Source organism: Mycolicibacterium xanthum (assembly GCF_019710635.1).
Lineage (GTDB): Bacteria > Actinomycetota > Actinomycetes > Mycobacteriales > Mycobacteriaceae > Mycobacterium > Mycobacterium xanthum.
On record NZ_JAIFZS010000008.1, the window covers coordinates 288,968 to 305,522 of the forward strand.

Annotated in this window: 13 protein-coding genes; 10 read left to right on the top strand and 3 right to left on the bottom strand. The window is 69.0% G+C overall.

Going from position 1 to position 16,555, the window contains the following annotated elements:
* Positions 1-71 precede the first annotated feature (71 nt).
* A complete protein-coding gene (locus JDV09_RS05730; protein ID WP_221368130.1) occupies positions 72-1,859 on the top strand; it encodes a fatty acyl-AMP ligase in 1,788 nt (595 codons plus the stop codon).
* A gap of 46 nt (positions 1,860-1,905) precedes the next feature.
* Positions 1,906-2,685, top strand: coding sequence for an enoyl-CoA hydratase/isomerase family protein (locus JDV09_RS05735; RefSeq protein WP_221368131.1), 780 nt, complete (start codon positions 1,906-1,908; stop codon positions 2,683-2,685).
* A 28-nt stretch (positions 2,686-2,713) separates the two neighbouring features.
* On the opposite strand, the gene panB is transcribed toward JDV09_RS05735, so the two are convergent.
* Positions 2,714-3,553 (bottom strand): 3-methyl-2-oxobutanoate hydroxymethyltransferase, encoded by an 840-nt coding sequence (gene panB / locus JDV09_RS05740; RefSeq protein ID WP_221368132.1) that lies wholly within the window; start codon positions 3,551-3,553, stop codon positions 2,714-2,716.
* A 161-nt stretch (positions 3,554-3,714) separates the two neighbouring features.
* On the opposite strand from panB, the gene JDV09_RS05745 reads away from it, so the two are divergent.
* The 7 genes from JDV09_RS05745 (at position 3,715) to JDV09_RS05775 (ending at position 13,858) form a co-directional block, all read left to right on the top strand.
* On the top strand, positions 3,715-5,106 hold the full coding sequence (locus JDV09_RS05745; RefSeq protein ID WP_221368133.1) for a WS/DGAT/MGAT family O-acyltransferase: 1,392 nt from the start codon (positions 3,715-3,717) through the stop codon (positions 5,104-5,106).
* 70 nt (positions 5,107-5,176) lie between these two features.
* Positions 5,177-6,709, top strand: coding sequence for an alpha/beta hydrolase (locus JDV09_RS05750; RefSeq protein ID WP_221368134.1), 1,533 nt, complete (start codon positions 5,177-5,179; stop codon positions 6,707-6,709).
* Positions 6,703-7,149 carry a GNAT family N-acetyltransferase gene (locus JDV09_RS05755; protein WP_308124020.1) on the top strand — a complete coding sequence of 149 codons (447 nt, stop codon included), beginning with the start codon at positions 6,703-6,705 and terminating at the stop codon, positions 7,147-7,149. The genes JDV09_RS05750 and JDV09_RS05755 overlap by 7 nt, the downstream gene beginning before the upstream one ends.
* Before the next feature lie 59 nt (positions 7,150-7,208).
* Positions 7,209-8,732, top strand: a complete 1,524-nt coding sequence (locus JDV09_RS05760) for an alpha/beta hydrolase (protein ID WP_221368135.1) — start codon at positions 7,209-7,211, stop codon at positions 8,730-8,732.
* A 46-nt stretch (positions 8,733-8,778) separates the two neighbouring features.
* Positions 8,779-10,119 (top strand): glutamine synthetase family protein, encoded by a 1,341-nt coding sequence (locus tag JDV09_RS05765; protein ID WP_221368136.1) that lies wholly within the window; start codon positions 8,779-8,781, stop codon positions 10,117-10,119.
* A gap of 42 nt (positions 10,120-10,161) precedes the next feature.
* Positions 10,162-13,149 carry a bifunctional [glutamine synthetase] adenylyltransferase/[glutamine synthetase]-adenylyl-L-tyrosine phosphorylase gene (locus tag JDV09_RS05770; protein WP_221368137.1) on the top strand — a complete coding sequence of 996 codons (2,988 nt, stop codon included), beginning with the start codon at positions 10,162-10,164 and terminating at the stop codon, positions 13,147-13,149.
* Positions 13,150-13,231: 82 nt separating this feature from the next.
* A complete protein-coding gene (locus JDV09_RS05775; protein WP_221368138.1) occupies positions 13,232-13,858 on the top strand; it encodes a PaaI family thioesterase in 627 nt (208 codons plus the stop codon).
* A 30-nt stretch (positions 13,859-13,888) separates the two neighbouring features.
* On the opposite strand, the gene JDV09_RS05780 is transcribed toward JDV09_RS05775, so the two are convergent.
* Both JDV09_RS05780 and glnA read right to left on the bottom strand, forming a co-directional pair.
* Entirely contained in the window at positions 13,889-14,323 is a 435-nt protein-coding gene (locus tag JDV09_RS05780; protein WP_221368139.1) for a DoxX family protein, read from the bottom strand.
* A 152-nt stretch (positions 14,324-14,475) separates the two neighbouring features.
* A complete protein-coding gene (gene glnA, locus JDV09_RS05785) occupies positions 14,476-15,912 on the bottom strand; it encodes a type I glutamate--ammonia ligase (RefSeq protein ID WP_221368140.1) in 1,437 nt (478 codons plus the stop codon).
* A 150-nt stretch (positions 15,913-16,062) separates the two neighbouring features.
* On the opposite strand from glnA, the gene JDV09_RS05790 reads away from it, so the two are divergent.
* Positions 16,063-16,551 carry an RDD family protein gene (locus JDV09_RS05790; RefSeq protein ID WP_221368141.1) on the top strand — a complete coding sequence of 163 codons (489 nt, stop codon included), beginning with the start codon at positions 16,063-16,065 and terminating at the stop codon, positions 16,549-16,551.
* The last annotated feature ends 4 nt before the right edge of the window (positions 16,552-16,555 follow it).

Sequence of the window (16,555 nt, forward strand, 5' to 3'; positions counted from 1 at the left end):
CAGCGTCGACACCACGGAAGACAATCACTCGAGTTACCCGTATTCCGCCGAAAAGCTCTTAGAATCGTCTTATGAACCGGGAGATGAGGCTCGGGGACTATCTCGACCCCGAGGGCAATATCGCGATCCCCGCGGGGGTGACGCTGACGGCGTTCCTGGACCGCAACGTCGCCCAGCTCGGTGACGCCCCTGCCTACCGATATATCGACTACGAGCAGGACCGCACCGTCGAGCTGACCTGGTCGCAGCTGGGTGCCCGGTTGCGCGCCGTCGGCGCCCGGCTGCAGCAGGTCACCCGGCCCGGCGACCGGGTCGCGATCCTCACCCCGCAGGGGGTCGACTACGTGGTGGGGTTCTTCGCCGCGATCCGGGCCGGCGCCATCGCGGTGCCGCTGTTCGCCCCCGAGTTGCCCGGGCACGCCGAACGGCTGGATGCGGTCCTGGCCGACGCGCTCCCGACCGCGGTGCTCACCACGACCGCCGCCGCGCAGTCGGTCGGGGAGTTCCTGAGGACCCTGCCGCGCGATCGGCGACCCCGGATGATCGCCGTCGATGCGTTGCCCGACGCCGTCGGGTCCGGTTTCCAGCCGGCTTCGCTGGACGCCGAGGCGATCGCCTACCTGCAGTACACGTCGGGCTCCACCCGGACCCCGGCAGGCGTGGAGATCACGCACCGGTCGGCGTGCACCAACGTCGTGCAGATGATCCTGTCGGTGGGCCTGGACTGGAACATCCGCAGCGTCAGCTGGCTTCCGCTGTTCCACGACATGGGTCTGCTGATGATCATGTTCCCGGCGCTGCTCGGCGGCCACATCACGCTGATGTCGCCGGTCGCCTTCGTCCGCCGCCCGTACCGCTGGATCAAGGAGCTGGGCGCGTCGGACACGCCCACGTTCGCCGCGGCACCGAACTTCGCGTTCGAGTTGGCGGCCCAGCGCGGCTTGCCGCCCGCCGGTGAGGCGCTGGACCTCGGCAACGTCGCCGGGCTGATCAACGGATCGGAGCCGGTGAGCATCGCCTCGATCGAGAAGTTCAACGCGGCGTTCGCGCCGTACGGTCTCGACCCCGCGGCGATCAAGCCGTCCTACGGTATGGCCGAGGCGACGTTGTTCGTCTCCACCACCGAGCCGGGCGCCCGGCCGGAGGCCGTTTACCTGGATCGCGACGAACTCGGCGCGGGCCGCGCGGTCCCGGTCGGCGCCGACCATCCCCGCGCCGTGCCGCAGGTGTCCTGCGGCAGCGTCGCACGCAGCCAGTGGGTGGTCATCGTCGACGCGCGCACCGAGACCGAGCTGCCCGACGGCCGGGTGGGCGAGATCTGGCTGCACGGCGACAACATCGGGCACGGGTACTGGGGCCGGGCCGGCGAGACCGAGCTGACCTTCCAGAACAAGCTGCAGTCCCGGCTGCTGCGGCACAGCCACGCCGAGGGAGCCGCCGAGGGCGCGCACTGGCTGCGCACCGGCGACCTGGGTGTCTATCTCGACGGCCGGCTGTACATCACCGGGCGGATCAAGGACCTGGTGATCGTCGACGGACGCAACCACTACCCGCAGGACATCGAGGCCACCGTCGCCGCGGCGTCCCCCGCGGTGCGCGCCGGTTTCGTGGCCGCGTTCTCGGTGCCCGGCGCGAGCGACGGCCGCGAGCAGGTGGTGATCGTGGCCGAACGCGCCGCCGGTGCCGGGCGGGCCGATGCCGCACCGGTCCAGGAGGCCATCCGTGCTTCGGTGTCGCGGCGGCACGCCGTTCCCGTCGCCGACGTCAGGCTGGTGTCCGCGGGCGTGATTCCGCGCACCACGAGTGGCAAACTGGCCCGCCGGGCGTGCCGCGCGCACTACCTCGACGGCGCGCTCTGACGGTGGCGCCGCGGGGGTGTCCGGCCGGCGCCGATACAGTCCCGGTGTGACCGATTACCAGACCATCACCTTCACGCAGACCGGACCGATCGCCCGGATCACGCTGAACCGTCCCGAGGCCGCCAACGGCATGAGCGCGGCGCTGACCGCCGAGCTGGCCGACGCGGCGGCGCGCTGCGACACCGCCGCCACCAAGGTCGTGGTCCTCACCGGTGCGGGCCGCTTCTTCTGCGCCGGAGGGGATCTGAAGGACTTCGCGTCGGCGCCCAGCCGCGGCAGGCATCTCAAGGGGGTGGCCGACGATCTGCACCGGGCGATCTCGACGTTCGCCAGGATGAACGCGGTCGTCATCACCGCGGTCAACGGTACGGCGGCGGGCGCCGGCTTCTCGTTGGCGGTCGCCGGTGACCTGGTGCTGGCCGCCGAGTCGGCGTCGTTCACGATGGCCTACACCCGGGTCGGGCTCAGCCCGGACGGCAGCTCGTCGTATCACCTGCCCCGGCTGATCGGCATCGTGAGAACCAAGCAGCTGATGCTCACCAACCCCACGCTGACCGCATCACAGGCCGCCGACTGGGGCTTGGTCACCGAGGTCGTCGCCGACGATCAGCTGGCCGCGCGCGCCGACGAACTGGCGGCCCAGATGGCCACCACCGCAAGCGGATCCAACGGCGGGGTGAAGGCGCTGCTGCTCGGCACGTTCGGCAACGGCCTGGAAGAACAGATGGAACTCGAGGGCCGACTGATCGCCGAGCGTGCGGAATCGGCCGACGGACGTGAAGGTGTCGACGCGTTCCTGGCCAAGCGCAAGCCGGAGTTCTCCTGACGGGCGCCAGAAGATTTCCGGACGGGCGTCAGAAGGAGTGCTCCTCGGCGGGGAAGGCGCCGGTGGCGACCTCCTCGGCGTACTCGGTGGCGGCACGGCGCAGCTCGTCGCCGACGGCGCCGAAACGCTTGACGAACTTCGCCGTTTTGCCGGTGGTCATGCCGGCCATGTCCTGCCAGACCAGCACCTGCGCGTCGCAGTTGGGCCCTGCGCCGATCCCGACCGTGGGGATCGTCAGCTTGCCGGTGATCTGGGTGGCCAGTTCGGCGGGCACCATCTCCATCACGACGGCGAACGCCCCGGCCTCCTGGACCGCGATCGCGTCGTGGACGGTCTGCTCGGCGGCGTCACCACGGCCCTGGACACGGAACCCGCCCAGGCCGTTGACGCTCTGCGGGGTGAAGCCGATGTGGGCCATCACCGGAATGCCGGCCGACGTCAGCGCGGCGATCTGATCGGCCACCCGCTCGCCGCCCTCGAGCTTCACCGCGTGCGCACCGGTCTCCTTGAGGAACCGGGTCGCCGTCGCCAGTGCCTGCGCGGGGCCGCCCTCGTAGCTGCCGAACGGCAGGTCGGCGACGACCAGCGCGTGCGGAGCGCCGCGCACCACACCGCGCACCAGCGGGATCAGCTCATCGATGGTCACCGGGACGGTGGTGTCGTAGCCGTACACCACGTTGGCGGCCGAGTCGCCGACCAGCAGCACCGGGATGCGGGCCTGGTCGAACACCGCGGCCGTCGAGTAGTCGTAGGCAGTCAGCATCGCCCACTTGTGGCCTTCGGCCTTCCACTTCTGCAGGTGGTGCGTGCGAATCTTGACCTGCTTCGGCGAATCGGCGACAGCACCGTATACGGCCTGTTCAGACATCGTTGTCCCCTCATCGGGTGAGTCGTTTCGAATCCTCGTGGCCGGACGCCGGTCCCCGGGTTTCGCTGACAGCTCAAGTCTGCCACCACATCACCAGAAGTTGAACGCCACGTTAAGTGGATTTGCTCACACCCGCTCTGGAGCCGCCTACCATCGGCGGCATGCAACGGCTCAGCGGACTCGACGCCAGCTTCCTGTATCTCGAAACCGCCGCGCAGCCGATGCACGTGTGCTCGATCCTGGAACTGGACACCTCGACGATGCCGGGTGGCTACACCTTCGACCGGCTGCGTGACGGCCTGGCCGAGCGGATCAAGGCGATGCCCGAGTTCCGGGAGAAGATCGCCGACAGCCGTTTCAACCTCGATCATCCGGTGTGGATGGAGGACAAGGACTTCGACGTCGACCGCCACGTGCACCGGATCGGGCTGCCGTCGCCGGGTGGCCGCAACGAGCTCGCGGAGATCTGCGGTCACATCGCGTCGCTGCCGCTGGACCGGACCCGTCCGCTGTGGGAGATGTGGGTGATCGAGAACATCGGCGGCACCGACGCGCACGACGGCGGGCGCATCGCGCTGATGACCAAGGTGCACCACGCCGCGGTCGACGGCGTGACGGGTGCGAACCTGATGTCGAGGTTGTGCACCACCGAACCCGACGCGCCGGCGCCCGAGCCGGTCGACGGAGCCGGCGGCGGCAGCGACCTGGAGATCGCGCTCAGCGGTGCCGCCCGGTTTGCCGTACGCCCGTTGAAGCTGGTCAACGTCGTGCCCAACACGGTGTCGACGGTCATCGACACCGTCAAGCGGGCCCGCAGCGGGATGGCGATGGCAGCGCCGTTCGCCGCGCCCAAGACGGCGTTCAACGCCAATATCAGCGGCCGGCGCAACGTCGCGTTCGCCCAGCTCGACCTCGAGGACATCAAGACCGTCAAGAACCACTTCGGGGTCAAGGTCAACGACGTGGTGATGGCGCTGGTGTCGGGCGTGCTGCGCACCTACCTGCTGCATCGGGGTGAGCTTCCGGACAACAGCCTGGTCGCGATGGTCCCGGTCTCGGTGCACGGCCGCTCCGACCGGCCGGGCCGCAACCAGGTGTCGGGCATGTTCTCCCGGCTGGAGACCGGCATCGAGGATCCCGTCGAGCGGCTCAAGGCCATAGCGGAGGCGAATTCTGTTGCCAAGCAACATAGTTCGGCGATCTCGGCGACGTTGTTGCAGGATTGGACGCAGTTCGCCGCGCCCGCGGTCTTCGGGGCGGCGATGCGGGTGTACGCCAGCAGCCGGCTCAGCGGCGCCCGCCCGGTGCACAACCTGGTGATCTCCAACGTCCCCGGGCCGCAGGAGTCGCTGTACCTGCTCGGCTGCAAGGTCACCGCGATGTACCCGCTCGGGCCGATCTTCCACGGCTCGGGGCTGAACATGACGGTGATGTCGCTGGCCGGCAACCTGGACGTCGGGATCCTGTCGTGTCCGGAGCTGCTGGCCGACCTGTGGGACATGGCGGATGCCTTCGACGTGGCGCTCAAGGAGCTGCTCGACGCGACCCGGTGACGCGCCGGTGGGGGACCGCCGCAGGTGGCCTCGCCAGCGCAGATGTCGACTCATGGCAGCATGTGGAGCCATGACGTTCACGACCCGGGTCATCCGGCCCGGCCTCGCGCTGGCCGTGTCGGCGTTGCTGGTCGCCGGCTGCAGCAGCGTGGTTCAGGGCCGAGCGGTGATCGCGGTGCCCCGGCCCGGCTCGCCCATCCAGTGGGCGCCCTGCCAGATCGAGGCTGCCGGGCAGTTGCGCATTCCGCCCGGCGCCGAATGCGGGATGCTGTCGGTGCCCGTCAACTGGGACCGGGTCGACGACCCCGACGCCGACGTCGCCCAGATCGCGCTGCTGCGGTTCAAGGCCACTGGTGACAAGATCGGCTCCCTGGTCGTCAACCCGGGTGGGCCGGGTGAGTCGGGCGTCGAGGCAGCCGCGACGATGGCCGCCACACTGCCCGAGTCCATTCGTGAGCGCTTCGACCTGGTCGGCTTCGATCCCCGGGGGGTCGCGAACTCGACGCCGGCGCTGTGGTGCAACAGCGACGCCGACAACGACCGGCTGCGTGCCGACCCCACCGTGGAGTACACCCCGGAGGGAGTGGCCCATCTCGAGGGCGAGACCAAGGCGTTCGTGCAGCGGTGCGTGGACAAGATGGGCAAGGAGTTCCTGGCCAACGTCGGAACCGTCAGCGTGATCAAGGATCTGGACGCGATCCGGGCCGCGCTGGGCGACGAGAAGCTCACCTACCTGGGGTACTCGTACGGCACCCGGATCGGCGCGGGCTACGCCGAGGCCTACCCGGACCGGGTGCGCGCGATGATCCTCGACGGTGCCGTCGATCCCAACGCCGATCCGATCGAAGCCGATGTCCGCCAGGCCGCGGCCTTCCAGACCGCGTTCGACGACTATGCCGCCGACTGCGCGAAGAGCCCGGACTGCCCGCTGGGTACCGACCCGGACAAGGCGGTCGACGTGTACCGGGCGATGGTGCAGCCGCTGGCCGACAAACCCGCCCGTACCACCGATCCGCGCGGCCTGAGCTACAACGACGCGATCGTCGGCACCATCCTGCCGCTGTACTCGCCGGGCCTGTGGCGGCACCTCACCCAGGGCCTCGCCGAGCTGAACGACGGCAGGGGCGACACCATGCTCACGCTCGCCGATCTGTACATGGGGCGTGACGCGGAGGGGCATTACAACAACTCCACCGATGCCCGGGTCGCCGTCAACTGCGTCGACAAGCCCGCGATCACCGACCGGGCGACCGTCGTCGAGCAGGACCGCCGGCTCCGCGAGGCGGCGCCGTTCATGAGCTACGGCGACTTCACCGGCTTCGCGCCGATGTCGACCTGCGCGTTCTGGCCGGTGCCACCGACCAGCAAACCTCATGAGATCGAGGTGAGCGGGCTGCCGCCGATCCTGGTGGTGTCGACCACCAACGACCCGGCGACGCCGTACGAGGCCGGGGTGGACCTGGCCAGGCAGCTCGGCGGCACGCTGGTCACCTACGAGGGCACCCAGCACACCGTGGTGCTGCAGGGCGACGGCTGCATCGATGACATCGCGGCGCACTACCTCATCGACGTCGAGGTCCCGAAACCGGACATCCGGTGCTGACGATCACGGTGGTCGGGGAGTCCGACCTGCCCGATCTGGCTCCGATGCTGCGCGGCTACTGCGACTTCTACGAGGTCGACCCGTCCGACGAGAAGCTGGCCGCGATGTGCCGGGCCCTGATCGCCGACCCCCGCGAGGGCCTTCAGCTGCTCGCGCGCGACGCCGCTGGAACGCCGACGGGGTTCGCGACGATCTTCTGGACATGGCAGACCTTGTACGCCGCGCGCGTCGGCGTGCTCAACGACCTCTACGTCGCCCCGCAGGCCCGCGGCTCCGGCACCGGCCGGGCGTTGATCGCGCGGTGCCTGCAGCACTGCCACGACCACGGGGCCGAGAAGCTGGTGTGGGAGACGGCACCGGACAACGCGACGGCACAACGGCTTTACGACGGGATCGGCGCCGAGAAGTCGACCTGGTTGAGCTACGAGCTCGACGCCTGATAACGGCCCGGTCACCGTTGAGTTCCAAGGGCAGCCGAGGGTTCCGGTTGCGTGTCACCATGGCTGCCATGTCTCGATTGGCACGGCTGGTCGCGTCATGCGTGGCCGTGTCGGTGCCGTTGTGCCCGACGGCCGCCGCGGCGCCGGACACAGACGCCGGGGAAGCCCCGTACGCGACGACGCCGGTGTGGACGTCGTGCGCCGACATGCTCACCGATCCCTCGCGGATCCCGACCGCGCAGTGCGGGACCGTGTCGGTGCCCATCGACTACGCAGAACCGCAAGGCGCGCAGGCGCAATTGGCCGTGATCAGGATTCCGGCCGACGGTCCGCGGATCGGGGTGCTGCTCGTCAACCCCGGCGGTCCCGGAGCCTCGGCGGTCGACACCGTGGCCGGGATGGGGGCGGCGCTCACCGGCTCCCCGATCACGAACGGTTTCGATCTGGTCGGGATCGATCCGAGGGGAGTGGGTCACTCCACGCCGCAGCTGCGCTGCCGCACCGACGAGGAGTTCGACGCGGACCGCGCCGAGCCGATGGCCGATTACAGCCCCGCGGGTGTGGCCCACATCGACGAGATCAACCGGACCTTCGCAGCGCGGTGCCTGGACCGGATGGGTGCGGACTTCCTGGCCAACGTCGGCACGGCCGCGGCGGTGGCGGACATGGACGTGGTGCGCGCCGCCCTCGGCGAGGAGCAGATCAACTACCTCGGCTTCTCCTACGGCACGCAGCTCGGGGCTCTCTACGCCGAGCGCTATCCGGACCGGGTGCGTGCGATGGTGCTGGACGGGGCGGTGGATCCCAGCCTGGATCCGATCTCCAAGAGCCTCAACCAGATGACGAGTTTCCAGCGGGCTTTCGACAAGTACGCGGCCGACTGCGCCCAGTCCAGCGACTGTCCGCTGGGGACGGACCCGGCGCAGTTCGTCGCCCGCTACCACCAGCTGGTCGATCCGCTGGTGGGCCGGCCGGCGGCGACGTCGGACCCGCGCGGGCTGGGCTATCAGGACGCGGTGACCGGAACGGTCAGCGGGCTGTACTCGCCGCGGTACTGGGGTTATCTGACCAGCGGGTTGCTCGGGCTGCAGCGCGGCACCGACCCGAGTGATCTGCTGCTGCTGGCCGACGACTATCAGCAGCGCGACGCCGCCGGGCACTACAGCAACCGCCAGGACGCGTTCACCGCCATCCGGTGCGTCGACGCGGTCTACCCGACCGATCCCGCGGTCTGGGCCGAGGCCGACCGGCGGACCCGGGAGGTGGCGCCGTTCAGCGCCTACGGTGCGTTCACCGGGTACGCCCCGTCGGACGTGTGCGCGATGTGGCCGGTGCCGCCGACCCCGGTGGTGCACCCGGCGACCTCGCCGGGGCCGGGCAAGGTGGTGGTGGTTTCCACGACCGGTGATCCGGCGACGCCGTACGAGTCCGGCGCCGCGCTGGCCCGGCAGATGGACGCCGCACTGATCAGCTTCGACGGCACCCAGCACACCGTGGTGTTCAACGGCGACCGGTGTGTGGACACCGCCGTGGTCGACTTCCTGATCGACCGGGTGCCCCCGCCACCTGGTTTGCTCTGCTAGCAGTGCCGTAACACGGAATTAACACCCGGAACCTACGCTTCCGGGCATGGATCGGCAGAAGGAATTCGTGCTGCGCACGCTGGAGGAGCGCGACATCCGCTTCGTCCGGCTGTGGTTCACCGACGTGCTCGGATTCCTCAAGTCGGTGGCGATCGCCCCCGCCGAACTCGAGGGCGCCTTCGAGGAGGGCATCGGCTTCGACGGCTCCGCGATCGAGGGATTCGCCCGGGTGTCGGAAGCCGACATGGTGGCCCGCCCCGACCCGTCGACCTTCCAGGTGCTGCCGTGGACCAGCAGCGCCGGTGATCACCACTCCGCCCGGATGTTCTGTGACATCACGATGCCCGACGGCTCGCCGTCGTGGGCCGACTCCCGTCACGTGCTGCGACGCCAGCTGTCGAAGGCCAGCGACCTCGGTTTCTCCTGCTATGTGCATCCCGAGATCGAGTTCTTCCTGCTGCAGCCCGGTCCCGACGACGGCACCGAGCCGGTGCCTGCGGACAACGGTGGCTACTTCGACCAGGCCGTGCATGATTCGGCGCCGAATTTTCGCCGCCACGCGATCGAGGCGCTCGAACAGATAGGCATCTCGGTCGAGTTCAGTCATCACGAGGGCGCACCCGGCCAGCAGGAGATCGACCTGCGCTACGCCGACGCGCTGTCGATGGCCGACAACGTCATGACCTTTCGCTATGTCGTGAAGGAGGTCGCCCTCGGCGAGGGGGTGCGGGCCTCCTTCATGCCCAAGCCGTTCGCTCAGCACCCCGGATCGGCGATGCACACCCACCTGAGCCTGTTCGAGGGGGAGAACAACGCCTTCCACAGCGTCGAGGACCCGCAGCAGCTGTCCACGGTCGGAAAGTCTTTCATCGCAGGCATTCTCGAGCACGCCAACGAGATCAGCGCGGTCACCAACCAGTGGGTGAACTCCTACAAGCGGCTGGTGCACGGCGGCGAGGCGCCGACCGCGGCTTCCTGGGGGGCGGCCAACCGCTCGGCGCTGGTGCGGGTGCCGATGTACACCCCGCACAAGGCGTCGTCGCGGCGGATCGAGGTGCGCAGCCCCGATTCCGCCTGCAACCCCTACCTGACCTTCGCGGTGCTGCTGGCCGCGGGCCTGCGCGGCGTCGAGAAGGGCTATGAGCTCGGGCCGCAGGCCGAGGACAACCTGTGGAGCCTCACCCCCGAGGAGCGCCGCGCGCTGGGCTACCGGGAGCTGCCCGGCAGCCTGGGCGTCGCGCTGACCGAGATGGAGAACTCCGAGCTGGTCGCCGAGGCCCTCGGTGAGCACGTGTTCGACTTCTTCCTGCGCAACAAGCGCGCCGAATGGGAGAACTACCGCAGCCACGTCACGCCCTTCGAGCTGAAGACGTATCTGTCGCTGTAGGCCCCGTGTCGTGCGGGGCCTCAAGGTTCCTGCGATACCGTCATGGACGTGGCCAAACCCGCGACGCAGCGTCCGAAGCTGCCCGGCGTCGGTCGGCTGGGTCTGGTGCAGGCCACGGCGCAGGCCGATCTGGACCGGCTCGGGTGGAACACCGACGCCCACGTCGAACTTCTCTGGTCGCTGTCGCGCGCGCCCGACGCCGACGTCGCGCTGCGCGCGGTGGTCCGGCTGGCCGAGGCCCTCGGCTCCGGGTGGGAGGAACTCGACCGCGCGCTGCTGAAGGACCGCGGTCTGCGCGGCCGGCTGTTCGGGGTGCTCGGTTCCTCGCTCAGCCTCGGTGACCACCTGGTGGCCAACCCGGACGCCTGGCACCTGCTGGTGGGCGAGGTGTCGTTGCCGTCGGCCGCCGACCTGCGCGCCCTGTTCGCCGCCGACGCGGACCGGCATTCCGGTGCGCTCGCCGCGGTGCAGCCGCTTCGCGTGCTCTACCGCAACCGCGTCCTGGTCCTGGCCGCCCTGGACCTGGCCCCGGCGGTGGAGAACGAACCGGTGCTGCCGTTCACGGTCGTCGGCGAACACCTGGCCGATCTCGCCGACGCGGCGCTGGCCGCCGCGCTCAGCGTGGTCACCCGATCGGTGTGTGGCGAGAAGGGCCAGTCCGCTCCGGCGCTCTCGGTGATCGCCATGGGCAAGTGCGGGGCGCGGGAACTCAACTATGTCAGCGACGTCGACGTCATCTTCGTCACCGACGACGGTTCGCACAGCAGCCTGGCGACAGCGACCAGGATCGCCGGCGAGATGATGCAGCTCGCCTCGGACGCGTTCTTCGAGGTGGACGCCGCACTGCGGCCGGAGGGCAAACAGGGCCAGCTGGTCCGCACGCTCGACTCGCACATCGCCTACTACCAGCGCTGGGCCAAGACCTGGGAGTTCCAGGCGCTGTTGAAGGCCAGGCCGGCGGCCGGCGACATGGAACTCGGTGCCCGCTACATCGAGGCGCTCAAGCCGATGGTGTGGACCGCCTGCGAGCGCGAGGATTTCGTGCCCGACGTGCAGGCCATGCGCCGTCGCGTCGAGTCGCTGGTGCCGGCCGGGGTGCGGTCCCGCGAGCTCAAGTTGGGCACCGGCGGGCTGCGCGACGTCGAGTTCACCGTGCAGCTGCTGCAGATGGTGCATGGCCGAAACGACGAGTCGTTGCAGGTGGAGTCGACCGTCGCTGCGCTCGCCGCGCTCGGTGAGGGCGGCTACGTCGGACGTGACGACACGGCCAACATGACCGCGTCCTACGAGTTCCTGCGCCTGCTCGAGCATCGGCTGCAGCTGCAGCGGCTCAAGCGCACCCACCTGCTGCCCGAGTTCGACGACGACGAGGCGCTGCGGTGGCTGGCCCGTGCGGCCCACATCCGGCCCGACGGCACCCACGACGCGCTCGGGGTGCTGCGCGAGGAACTCAAACGGCAGAGCCACCGGGTGTCGCGGCTGCACGCCAAGCTCTTCTATCAGCCCTTGCTGGAGTCGGTCGCCCAGGCTCAGCTCGGGCCCGGCCTGAGCGCCACGGCCGCCGAACGTCAGCTGGCCGCACTGGGTTACGAGGGGCCGCAGAGCGCGCTGGCCCACCTGACCGCGCTCACCGGCGGCGGCGGCCGGCGCAACCGTGTGCAGCAGGTGTTGTTGCCGACACTGCTGGACTGGCTGTCCGACTCCCCTGATCCGGACGCCGGCCTGCTCAACTACCGCAGGCTCAGCGACTCGCTGGCCGACCAGCGCTGGTTTTTGGCCACCCTGCGCGATGAGGGTGCGGTGGCCGAACGGCTGATGCATGTGCTGGGCACCTCGGCCTACCTGCCGGACCTGTTGATGTGTGCCCCCGAGGTGATCCGGCAGTTCGCCGACGGACCGGACGGGCCCAAGCTGGTCGACGTCAACGTCGACGCCGACAACCTGTCCCGGTCGCTGGTGGCCTCCGCGGCCCGGCACAGCGACCCGGGACGGGCCATCGCCGCCGCACGTTCGCTGCGGCGCCGGGAGCTGGCTCGCATCGCGTCAGCCGACCTGCTCGGCATGCTGCCGGTGACCGAGGTGTGTCGCCAGCTCACCGCGGTGTGGGTGGCGGTGCTGCAGGCCGCGCTGGACGCGGTGACCCGGGCCAACTCCCCGGAGTCGGGTCCGCTGGCGCGCATCGCGGTGATCGGCATGGGCCGGCTCGGCGGTGGTGAACAGGGGTACGGCTCGGACGCCGACGTGATGTTCGTGTGTGAGCCGAACGAGGGCGTCGAGGAGTCCAAGGCGGTGAAGTGGGCCGTCACGATCGCCGAGCAGGTGCGCTCGCGGCTGGGCACGCCGAGCGCCGATCCGCCGCTGGAGGTCGACACCAATTTGCGACCGGAGGGGCGCAACGGTCCGCTGGTGCGCACGTTGGCCTCCTATGAGGCGTACTACGCGCAGTGGGCCCAGCCGTGGGAGATCCAGGCGCTGCTGCGTGCGCACTGGGTGGCCGGTGACCCCGACCTCGGCGAGCGGTTCCTGATGATGATCGACGACATCCGATATCCGCCTGGGGGAGTGTCGGCCGAAGCGGTGCAGGAGATCCGGCGGATCAAGGCCCGGGTGGACGCCGAGCGGCTGCCGCGCGGCGCCGATCCGAACACCCACACCAAGCTCGGCCGGGGTGGCCTGGCCGACATCGAGTGGACGGTGCAGCTGCTGCAGCTGCGCTACGCACACAGGATCCCGGCGCTGCACAACACCTCGACGCTGGAGGCGCTCAACGCGATCGGTGCGGCCGAGCTGATCGCCGAGGGTAATATCGAGCTGTTGCGGGAGGCGTGGCTGACCGCGACCCGGGCGCGCAACGCCCTGGTGCTGGTGCGGGGTAAGCCGACCGATCAGCTGCCGGGCCCGGGTCGGCTGCTCAATGCGGTGGCCACCGCCGCCGGCTGGCCGGACAACGACGGCGGCGCGTTCCTGGACAACTACCTGCGGGTAACGCGGCGCGCAAAGGCTGTGGTGCGCAAGGTTTTCGGAGGCTGAGCCGACTCATGGATGGAGAGGCTGAGCCGACTCATGGATGGAGAGGCTGAGCCGACTCATGGATGGAGAGGCTGAGCCGACCATGGATTTCTCGTTCGACACCATCAGCGCCGAGGAGTACGACCGGCAGCGGGAGAGCTACGAACCGCTTGTCGACGCGCTGCGCGGGTTGATCGATGCGGGGATTCACACCGAGGTCGACGAGGCGACGGTCGGCGAGGCGCTGGGTCACCTGGAGGCGGCCACGGCGCTGCTGCGCAGGCAGCGGCGGCAGGGGCGAGCGACGTTGCGGCACGCCGACACCGGCCGGCCAGTGGCTTGGGCCAATCCCGCTGTCGGACTTCGGAATGCGATCGCACCACCGATGGTCATCGAGCACGAGCCCGACGGCAGCTGCTGGAGCGAATTCACCCTGGGCCCGGCCTACGAGGGCCCTCCGGGGTGGGTGCACGGAGGCATCTGCGCACTGGTGCTCGACCACATCCTCGGTGAGGTGGCCAGTGACGGGCTGACCAAGCCGAAGTTCACCGGCACGATCAGCCTGCGCTATCTGCGGGGGACCCCGCAGGGACCGTTGCGGGCCGAGGCGTTCGTCGAGCGAACAGAGGGCGTCAAGACCTACGTCCGTGGCTACCTGCTCGACGCGGACGGCGTGACCGTCGAGGCCGACGGCGTGTTCATCGAACCTGCGTGGGCGCGCCAGGTGTGACCGATGGGGTGGCCCGGGGTTTGCCGATATTCAGTGCAAAGCGGCGACTGACCCTTGTCGCCGCCCGTCGACCGACCATGCGCCGGGCCCGGTGGTGGCGAGCAGCAGGAACGCGAAGCAGTACAGGATCGCGAGCTCGCCGCCGTTGGCGAAGGGCCAGAAGTTCGCGGGTTCCCCACCGACGAGCGCCCAGTGCTGCCAGATGTAGGCCACCGCCATCTGGCCGGCGCCGATGATGGCCGCGATCCGGGTGAGCAACCCCACGGTGATGAGCACGCCAACGACGACCTCGACGATCCCCGCCCACCAGAACGGCCAGGTGCCGACGGGGATCGCGTCGCCCACCGGCCAGCCGAACAGCTTCATGGTGCCGTGCAGCGTGAACAGCACACCGAACACGATGCGGAAGATGCTCAGCATCGGAGAGGAGAGGCCGGTCAAACGAGTGTCGAGTTTCTGTGACATGGCTGAGAGCCTACCCTAGCGGACCACAGTCCGGATAGCTGCCACGTATCGGTGTTCGTTCCGGGAGACGAAAGACCGGGTGGCCGTTGGGCCACCCGGTCTCCCGAAACTGTCGGCGGGGCCGACTCAGACGTCACGTCGGCGGGGCCGACTCAGACGTCGTAGTACAGCGAGAACTCGTACGGGTGCGGACGGATCTGCACGGGCATGATCTCGTTCTCCCGCTTGTAGGTGATCCACGTCTCGATGAGGTCGGACGTGAAAACGCCTCCCTCGGTGAGGTATTCGTGGTCCTCCTCGAGCTTGTCGATCACCGACGACAGCGACGTCGGCGCCTGCGGGATGTTGGCGGCCTCCTCGGGCGGCAGCTCGTAGAGGTCCTTGTCGACCGGGGCCAGCGGCTCGATCTTCTTCTTGATCCCGTCGATGCCGGCCATCAGCATCGCCGCGAACGCCAGGTACGGGTTGCCCGAGCTGTCCGGGCAGCGGAACTCGAGACGCTTGGCCTTCGGGTTGTTGCCGGTGATCGGGATACGCACGCACGCCGAGCGGTTGCGCTGGCTGTACACCAGGTTGATCGGCGCCTCGTAGCCCGGCACCAGGCGCTTGTAGGAGTTCACCGTCGGGTTGGTGAACGCCAGCAGCGAGGGCGCATGGTGCAGGATGCCGCCGATGTAGTGGCGGGCCAGATCCGACAGGCCGGCGTAGCCGGACTCGTCGTGGAACAGCGGCTTGCCGTCCTTCCACAGCGACTGGTGCGCGTGCATGCCGGAGCCGTTGTCGCCGAACAGCGGCTTGGGCATGAAGGTCACCGTCTTGCCGTTGGCCCACGCCGTGTTCTTGATGATGTACTTGAACAGCAACACATCGTCGGCCGCGTGCAGCAGGGTGTTGAACTTGTAGTTGATCTCGGCCTGCCCGGCGGTACCCACCTCGTGGTGGCCACGCTCGAGGACGAAGCCGGCGTTCTGCAGGTTCGTCGACATCTCGTCGCGCAGATCCACGTAGTGGTCGTACGGGGCCACCGGGAAGTAGCCGCCCTTGGGGCGGACCTTGTAGCCGCGGTTGGGGCTGCCGTCGGCCTCCAACGGCTCACCGGAGTTCCACCAGCCCGACTCCGAGTCGACCTCGTAGAAGGTGCCGTTCATGCGCGAGTCGAAGCTCACCGAGTCGAAGATGTAGAACTCGGCCTCGGCCCCGAAGAAGCAGGTGTCGGCGATCCCGGTGCTGGTGAGGTAGTTCTCGGCCTTGCGAGCCACGTTGCGCGGGTCGCGCGAGTAGGCCTCACGGGTGAAGGGGTCGTGCACGAAGAAGTTGAGGTTCAGCGTCTTGGCGGCCCGGAACGGGTCGATCTGCGCGGTTTCGGGATCGGGCAGCAGCATCATGTCGGACTCATGGATCGACTGGAAGCCGCGCACCGACGAACCGTCGAACGCCAAGCCGTCCTCGAACACGCTCTCGTCGAACGCCGAGGCCGGGATTGAGAAGTGCTGGACGACACCGGGCAGATCGCAGAACCGGATGTCGACGTACTCGACCTTCTCGTCCTTGATCAGCTTGATGATGTCGCCTGCGGTCTTTTCTGCCACTGATTGCTCTCCTTAGGTTTGGTAAGCCCGCCGTTGTGACGCTATGGATCCTATGTTGCAGCGGCATCATCGTGTGTTGCGCTGACGTTACGCGTGGACTCGCGGGTCGCTCGGTTCGGTCTCCTCGCAGCGAACACATATTCTGGCTGCATGGCCCGCACAACTGGCTCCGGTCTGGGTTCCTGGCTATCCGGTCCCGGGACACCGGAACCCGGCCGCCGCTATCCGGGTGAGCGACTCGGGCTGCCCGAGCACGGAGCGGGCTCGATCGCCGGTTTCGGTCGACGGGCCGGGGCGCTGCTCATCGACTGGTTCATCGCTTACGGGCTGGTCAGCCTGGTGGTCAGCGTCGGACTGATCAGCAGGCAGGACCTGCTGTACAGCCAGCTGGGGTCGACGTCCATCGCGGTGCTCTGGCTGGTGCTCGGGGTGGTCTCGGTGCGGCTGTTCGGCTTCACCCCGGGACAGCTCGCGCTGGGCCTTCGGGTGGCGTCGGTCGATCAGCGTCGGCACGTCGGCATCGGCCGCGCGGCGGTGCGTGGCCTGCTGGTGTTCCTGGTGTTGCCCGCCTTGTTCACCGACAGCGACCTGCGCGGGTATCAGGACCGGTTCACCAACACCGCCGTCGTGCGGCGCTGAACGC

Excerpts from the sequence above, each read along its gene's own strand:
- JDV09_RS05730 (WP_221368130.1), top strand. The coding sequence starts at position 72 with ATGAACCGGGAGATGAGGCTCGGGGACTATCTCGACCCCGAGGGCAAT.
- panB (WP_221368132.1), bottom strand. The coding sequence starts at position 3,553 with ATGTCTGAACAGGCCGTATACGGTGCTGTCGCCGATTCGCCGAAGCAG.
- JDV09_RS05745 (WP_221368133.1), top strand. The coding sequence starts at position 3,715 with ATGCAACGGCTCAGCGGACTCGACGCCAGCTTCCTGTATCTCGAAACC.
- JDV09_RS05750 (WP_221368134.1), top strand. The coding sequence starts at position 5,177 with ATGACGTTCACGACCCGGGTCATCCGGCCCGGCCTCGCGCTGGCCGTG.
- JDV09_RS05760 (WP_221368135.1), top strand. The coding sequence starts at position 7,209 with ATGGCTGCCATGTCTCGATTGGCACGGCTGGTCGCGTCATGCGTGGCC.
- JDV09_RS05765 (WP_221368136.1), top strand. The coding sequence starts at position 8,779 with ATGGATCGGCAGAAGGAATTCGTGCTGCGCACGCTGGAGGAGCGCGAC.
- JDV09_RS05770 (WP_221368137.1), top strand. The coding sequence starts at position 10,162 with ATGGACGTGGCCAAACCCGCGACGCAGCGTCCGAAGCTGCCCGGCGTC.
- JDV09_RS05775 (WP_221368138.1), top strand. The coding sequence starts at position 13,232 with ATGGATTTCTCGTTCGACACCATCAGCGCCGAGGAGTACGACCGGCAG.
- JDV09_RS05780 (WP_221368139.1), bottom strand. The coding sequence starts at position 14,323 with ATGTCACAGAAACTCGACACTCGTTTGACCGGCCTCTCCTCTCCGATG.
- JDV09_RS05790 (WP_221368141.1), top strand. The coding sequence starts at position 16,063 with ATGGCCCGCACAACTGGCTCCGGTCTGGGTTCCTGGCTATCCGGTCCC.